General features: G+C 74.9%; 5 protein-coding genes. 2 read left to right on the top strand and 3 right to left on the bottom strand.

The features are described from left to right. Window positions 1-107 precede the first annotated feature (107 nt). From ABTY40_RS29900 to ABTY40_RS29890, 3 genes are all read right to left on the bottom strand, one after another. Window positions 108-1727 (bottom strand): transporter, encoded by a 1620-nt coding sequence (locus ABTY40_RS29900; RefSeq protein ID WP_352062379.1) that lies wholly within the window; start codon window positions 1725-1727, stop codon window positions 108-110. Further along, window positions 1724-2587 (bottom strand): ABC transporter ATP-binding protein, encoded by an 864-nt coding sequence (locus ABTY40_RS29895; RefSeq protein ID WP_352062378.1) that lies wholly within the window; start codon window positions 2585-2587, stop codon window positions 1724-1726. Before ABTY40_RS29895 ends, ABTY40_RS29900 begins: the two co-directional genes overlap by 4 nt. 139 nt (window positions 2588-2726) lie before the next feature. Next, a complete protein-coding gene (locus ABTY40_RS29890; RefSeq protein WP_352062382.1) occupies window positions 2727-3392 on the bottom strand; it encodes a bifunctional DNA primase/polymerase in 666 nt (221 codons plus the stop codon). Window positions 3393-3674: 282 nt separating this feature from the next. Between ABTY40_RS29890 and ABTY40_RS29885 the strand changes: the two genes are divergently transcribed. Next, the gene (locus ABTY40_RS29885; RefSeq protein ID WP_352062377.1) at window positions 3675-5057 is read left to right on the top strand and encodes an NsdA family TPR-like regulatory protein; all 1383 of its coding nucleotides are present in this window, start codon (window positions 3675-3677) and stop codon (window positions 5055-5057) included. A 558-nt stretch (window positions 5058-5615) separates the two neighbouring features. Further along, complete coding sequence (locus ABTY40_RS29880; protein ID WP_352062376.1) at window positions 5616-7043, top strand: hypothetical protein; 1428 nt, start codon at window positions 5616-5618, stop codon at window positions 7041-7043. Window positions 7044-7046 lie beyond the last annotated feature (3 nt).

Below are 7046 nucleotides of genomic sequence, written 5' to 3'. Positions count from 1 at the left end.
GGCCTGCTTGAGGACCTCCGAACCGCCGCCGATGTGCCCGTGGTGGAGGGTGGACGGCTGGAGGGGGCGCCGTGGGGCCGGGCCGGGGTCGTACCGTACGGGCCCGGTCAGCCCTTGCTGACCGCCTGGAGGATCTCCGGCAGACGGGACGCCATGCGCGGGGCGACCGACTTCAGGCCCGCCCACGCCAGCAGCGCCCCGTACACCACACCGGCCGGGAGGACCAGCCACAGCAGGCCGTGCAGGCCGGCGACGTGGAGCCAGATCACCAGGCCGATGAGCGGGGCGCACAGCAGCGGGCCGGCCAGCATGCCGCCGAAGACCGCGCCCATGGCGAGCCCGCCCTGCCCCGCCGCGACGTTCCGGTGGGAGTCCTGCGGGATCGAGTACGGGAAACGCACCGAGAGCACCGCGCCGAGCGCCAGCATCGCCCCGATCAGGGCGAACGCGACCCCGAGGCCCTCCGGCAGCTGCGAGAAGTCTCCGAGGATCGCCGCCGTGCCGACCGCCACCACCACCGTGTACGGCACGGTGATCACCAGCAGGGCCAGGGCGCGGTCCCGCAGTTCGGCGTAGGCATCGGCGGGTGCGGAGATGGTCTGGGAGACCATCCAGAACGCCGAGGAGTCCTGCCCGAACTGGTTGAACATCTGCATGCCGAGCATGCCCGACGCGAACGACGCCCAGTAGATGCTGCCCGCGCCCTGGTAGGCGTTGAACACCGGCACGAGGGCGCCGATCGCGAGCGCGGTGACCCAGGACGCCTTCGTCTTCGGGTCGCGCCCGATGTAGCGCAGGGTGCGCTCCATGACGGCGCCCGTGCGGCCCTCCGGCAGCAGCCGCGCGAGCCGTCCGCGCCCGTCCGTGGCGTCCTTGGTCACCGTGACGGCGGCCAGGGTGGAACCGTCCGGCTCGACCATCAGCCGCACCAGACTCCGCCGCCACCACACGAGCAGCAGCACCAGCGCGGCGGCGGTCAGCAGCAGCCGCCCGGCCGCCTCGGCGTACGCGCCGTCGCCCGCGTTCCCGATCGCGGCGACCGCCGCGGCCGGCGGCAGCCACCCGGCGACGGCCGCCGCCGGGTCGAGCACCGACAGGTCACCGGACCTGCCGAGGCTCTGCGCGCCGAAGTTGATCACCTGCATGCCGACGGCGATGAGCAGACCGCTGAGCAGGGCCAGGTCACGGCCCTTGCGCGAGGTGAGGAGCCGCACGTTCGCGGCGGCGACCGCCCGGGACAGCGCCACGCACACCAGGACGGTCAGCGGCACCGCGAGCACCGCCACCACGGTCCCGGCCGCGTCGTCGGCGAGGGCCAGGGCGGCGCCGACCGCGAGGCAGAGCGCGAAGAACGGGCCGATGCCTACCAGGGACGCCACCAGCAGCGCCCGGACCAGCGGCTGCGGCCGCAGCGGCAGCATGACGAGCCGCGACGGGTCGAGCGTCTCGTCACCCCCCGGAAGGAACAGCGGCATGACCGCCCAGCCGAGGGCGAGCAGCGCGATGACGAGGACGGAGACCGTGCCCGCGGCCGATCCGCCGCGCAGCACCAGGAACGAGAGCATCATCGCGACCGCGATCAGCAGTGTCACCACGATCGACGTGATGTACGCGGCGGTCCGGCCGCTCGACTGCCGCAGCCCGTTCCGGAGCAGCGCCAGCTTCAGCCGTACGAAGACGGAGGTGAGGGAAGGCGCCGGCGTGGGGGAGGGGACGACAGCACTCACCGCGCGCTCCCGCCGGCCGCGCCCGTGCCGCCGCCCAGCCAGTCCAGGGAATCACCGGCCGCGGCCCGCTCGTTCGCCCCGACCAGCTCCAGGAACGCGGCCTGGAGGGACGGCGCGTCGCCGCGGACCTCGGCCAGCGGACCCTGCGCCCGGATGCGGCCCGCCGCCATCACGGCGACCCAGTCGCACAGCGACTCCACCAGTTCCATCACGTGGCTGGAGAAGACGACGGTGGCACCGGAGGAGGTGTAACGCTCCAGGACCCCGCGGATGGTCTGCGCCGACACCGGGTCGACGCCCTCGAACGGCTCGTCCAGGAACAGCACTTCCGGGTTGTGGAGGAGCGCCGCCGCCAGGCCGATCTTCTTGCGCATGCCGGTCGAGTAGTCCACGACGAGCTTGTTCTGCGAACCGGTCAGGTCCAGGACGTCGAGCAGCTGCGTGGCCCGCTTGTCGACCTCGGCGCCCGGCATCCCCCGCAACCGCCCGCTGTACGCCAGGAGTTCGCGCCCCGACAGGCGCTCGAAGAGGCGCAGCCCCTCCGGCAGGATGCCGATGCTCGCCTTCACCCGCGCGACCGACTCCGCGTCGCGCCACACGTCGTGGCCCGCGACGAGAACGCGGCCGGCGTCCGGCCGCAGCAGGCCGGTGATCATGGACAGGGTGGTCGTCTTGCCGGCCCCGTTGGGCCCCACCAGACCGATGAACTTCCCCGCCGGCAGGACCAGGTCGATCCCGTTCACGGCGATCTGCTCACCGAACCGCTTCCACAGTCCTTCCACCCGCACGGCGGGCGCCGCACCGTCCCCCGGTGCGGCGCCCGCCGCGTCGAACACTCCGTCAAATGCCTGGTCAGGCATGATGCGTCAACCCTTCGGTTGTCCCCGTGCAGAACGGGCTCCACCATAAGGGTGACGTCCGGACCGGCCCCCGGCCGTCCGGGCGGGTCACCGCTCCCGGGCCACCGCGCCGGTCACCGTGCCCGGGGCGCCGGGCAGGTCACCGCGCCCGGGTCCGCGCGTCCGCCGCCTCCCGGCCGCAGGCGTACGCGAGGGGGTTGATCAGCTCCTCCACGTCCGGCAGCCAGCGGTTGGCCGGGGTGGGGCGCCGCGCCCACTGGACCGCTCCCTGCCCGCCGACCCGGGTCGGCGGGGCCGCCACGTAGTGGCCCTCGCCGCGCGTGACGAGATCGATGGAGGCCGGCAGCCAGCCCAGTGCGCGGACGAGGTCCGGCACCTTCGCGGCGGCGCCCGGCAGCACGAAGAAGAACATCCGGCGGTCGGGCGTACAGGTCACCGGCCCCAGCGTGAGCCGCATGCGCTCCATGCGGGCGAGTGCGAGGAAGCCCGCCGACTCCGGCACCTCGATCGCGTCGAAGGTACGGCCGGTCGGCAGCAGGATGGAGGCCTTCGGCTGCTTCGTCCACATCCGGCGGGCCCCGACGGCGCTGCCGGTCGCCATCGTCGCCCAGTCGGGTTTGGCCGCGTGCGCGCCGGGGAGGGCGCAGGCCTCGGCGCCGCAGGAGCAGCGCTCCCTGCCCTCGACCGCTTCCAGCCAGGTCCCGGGGACCACGTCCCAGTGGCGTTCTTCCGCATACCGCACGGCGCTGTCCAGCAGGTGCTCGCCGCGCTGCTGGGGAATCTGTGCGGTTTCCGTCACTCCGATGGTCTCTTCCACGAAAGGACTCAACTTCCCCCACCACCCCGGGTTACGGCCGCCGCCGCGCGGGGTGTGAGGCATCGATCCTGCACGCGGGGCGCATCGAAGCACGGGCGGGGGCGCGCGGGAGGGCGGGGAGCGGGGGGTGGGTACGCAGGGGTGGGAGCGTCCGCCACCGGGCGCCGGCCGGCGTGTCCGGTTTCGCGTGTTCACATCGGCATTGACCGGATATTCGCCGGGCAGTGATCACTTCTCTTGTGATCCAGAGCACGGCCTCAGGGGGTATGCATGGCAGCCAGACCACTCGTCGCGCGTCAGCCCAACGAAAGGCTTCAGGCACTCATCCAGGAGGCGGGCTGCTCCAACGCCGGCCTCGCCCGCAGGGTCAACGTGGTCGGCGCGGAGCGCGGCCTCGACCTGCGGTACGACAAGACCTCGGTGGCGCGCTGGCTGCGCGGCCAGCAGCCGCGCGGCCGGGCACCGGGGATCATCGCGGAGGCGCTGGGCCGCAAACTGGGCCGCACGGTCACCATCGACGAGATCGGGATGGCGAACGGACGGAACCTCGCGGCCGGCGTCGGCCTCCAGTTCGCGCCGACCGTCCTCGGCGCGATCGAGCAGGTCTGCGAGCTGTGGCGCAGCGACGTCGGCCGGCGGGACTTCCTGTCCGGCTCGTCGGTCGCCGCCTCCGCGCTCGTCGAGCCGAGCCGCGACTGGCTGATCACGGCCGCCGACGCCCACGTGGCCCGCTCGGCGGGCGCCCGGGTCGGGGTCGCGGACGTGGCGGCGGTACGGGAGACCACGGACGCGCTCGTCGACCTCGACCGCCGGTTCGGCAGCGGGCACGTACGGCCCGTGGTGGTGCACTACCTCAACAGTGTGGTGTCCGGCATGCTGTCGGGCTCCTACCGGGAGGCGGTGGGACGCCAGTTGTTCGCGGCGGTCGCGCGCCTCACCGAACTCGCCGGGTACATGGCGGTGGACACGGGCGAACCGGGCCTCGCGCAGCGCTACTACATCCAGGCCCTCCGCCTCGCGCAGGCCGCCGGCGACCGTGGCTACGGCGGCTACGTCCTCGCCGCCTCGATGAGCCACCTCGCCGCACAGCTCGGCAATCCGCGCGAGATCGCCCAGTTGGCGCGGGCGGCCCAGGAGGGGGCGCGCGGCAAGGTGCCGCCCCGGGCGGAGGCCATGTTCCTCGCGGCGGAGGCGCGGGGCCACGCGGTCCTCGGCGACGTGCGCTCCTTCGAGGCGGCGGCGGGCGGAGCCGTACGGGCGCTGGACCGGGCCGACCCGGAGTCGGGCGACGAGCCGGCGTGGATCCGGCACTTCGACCACGCCTACCTCGCCGACGAACTGGCCCACTGCCACCGGGACCTGGGCCAGGCGGAGGCGGCGGCACGGGCGGCCCGCCAGTCCCTCGCCGGGCACCCGGAGTCACGGGCGCGGCGCCGGGCGATCGGCCTCGCCCTGCTCGCCTCCGCCCAGATCCAGCAACGGGAACTGGAGGAGGCCTGCCGGACGGGCACGCAGGCGATCGAACTCCTCGGCACCCTCAGGTCGTCCAGGGGCGCGGAATACCTGGAGGACCTCCGCGACCGCCTGGAGCCGTTCGCGCGGGAGCCGGTGGTACGCGAGTTCGGCGTGCGCCTGGACCTGGCGGCGGCGTGACGGTTGCCGTCCGGCGGCCTCGGAGGCGGGGCGCGGGCGGGTGCCGGGCGGACCGGTCCCGGGGCGTGGCACGCTCGGGCGGCGGCCCGGGCCCGCGCCCCCGCGAGGTGGTGCGCGCGGCGGGTGGACCGGTGGCCGGCGGCCGGGGAGGCGGTGCGGCCTGACGGTTCGTGGCGGGGCACCCCGGTCGCGTGCGCGGACCCCGCCCCTACGGCGGGGCGGGGTCCGCCCGGAGCCGTGCCGGTCAAGCGTGCTGACGGCCCGTAGCCCCGGGGCGCGGTGTGACCGGCAGGGGGAGTGACCGGGCGACGGTGGCCGGCGCCCCGGGCGCGGCCTGACGGGCCGTCCCCCGGGCCGCCGTGCGGCCGGGTGGCCGTGCGACGGCCCGTCCCACAGGCGCCCGCGCGCCCGTCCCCGGGTGGCGTGTCCCTTCCGTCCCGACGCGGACGGCCCTTCTGTAACAGCCTTGTGTTACCGCACTCACACGTGTGTGCGGAGCCCGGGGCGCACCCGGTAGCGTGAGCCGACGATTCCGTAGGTCCATCAGTAGGAGTCCCGGTGACGCAGAACGGACAGGGTCCGGAGCCGCAGTACCCGGCGGTGCCCCCCGCCCAGCACGGCGGCCACGGGGGAGCGCAGCCGTGGGCCGGCGCGCCCGGCCCCGCCGGCGCCCAGCCGGGCGGGCAGCCGCTGCCGCCCGCGCAGCCGCTGCCCCCTGAGGCCGCGCCGGGCGACATGCAGGCGACGCAGTACCTGGCCCCGGTCCCGCCGCAGCAGGCTCCGCAGGCCCCGCAGCCGGGGTACGGCTACCCGCACCCGGGCGCCCCCGCTCCCGGTGACTTCCAGGCGACCCAGCACATGCGCCCGGTCCCGGGCGCCATGCCGCCGCCGCAGGCCCCGCAGCCCGGGTACGGCTACCCGCACCCCGGCGCCCCCGCCCCCGGCGACCTCCAGGCGACCCAGCACATGCGCCCGGTACCCCCGCCGCAGCAGGGCGCGGGCTCCGACACACAGTTCCTCGGGACCGGGCCGCTGCCGCACCAGGGGGCGGCGCCCGCCGGCGCCTCGGACGCGACCCAGTACATCGCCCCCGTACCGGGGCAGCAGCCCGGTGACCGCCGGCCGCCGGCGGAGTTCGACAACCTCTTCCGGGACCCGGCCCCGCAGGCCCCGCCGCAGCAGCCGCGGGCGCCGCACGGTTACGGGCAGCCGGCCCCGGCCGCGTACCCCCAGCAGAACCAGCAGAACCAGCAGCAGCACCAGCCCCCGCAGCCTCCCGCGCAGCAGTACGCCTACCAGGAGGCCTACTACGACGAGGAGCCCGCGCCGCGCCGCAAGTCGCCGGTCGGGCTGATCGCCGCCGTGGTCGTCGGCTGCGCCGTCGTCGGACTCGGCGCCGGGATCCTGCTCAACGGCGGTGACGAGGAGAAGGACCCGAAGGCGGCCGGACAGAACGTGGCCGCGAGCTCCCCGACCCCCTCCGCCGAGGCCACCCCCTCGTCCTCCGCCCCGCCGGAGAAGCCCGCCGACCCGGCGGAGCCGCAGGCCCAGGAGCTGGACAAGCTCCTCGCGACCAGCAACAGCAGCCGCGACACGGTCATCAGCTCGGTCGAGTCGATCAAGCAGTGCAAGAACCTCGACAAGGCCGCGGCGGACCTGCGGGACGCGGCGAAGCAGCGCCGCGGCCTGGTGACGCAGCTGCGCGGGCTCTCCGTCGACAAGCTCCCGGACCACGCCGCGCTCACCGCCTCCCTCACCAAGGCCTGGCAGGCCTCGGCCGCCGCGGACGACCACTACGCGGCCTGGGCCCTGCAGATGAAGGACAAGAAGGCCTGCAAGGGCGGCAAGGCGCAGTCGACCAACCAGCTGGTCGCGGCGAACAAGCGGAGCGGCGAGGCGACGACGGCCAAGCGGAAGGCGGCCGGGCTGTGGAACCCGACCGCCGACAAGTACGGCCTGGAGCGCCGCTCGCCCACCCAGCTCTGACGG

It is taken from the genome of Streptomyces sp. NPDC126503, from assembly GCF_040302405.1.
Classification (GTDB): domain Bacteria; phylum Actinomycetota; class Actinomycetes; order Streptomycetales; family Streptomycetaceae; genus Streptomyces; species Streptomyces gulbargensis.
The sequence above is the reverse complement of the archived record's forward strand: the minus strand, read 5'-3'. Positions and strand labels throughout refer to the sequence as shown.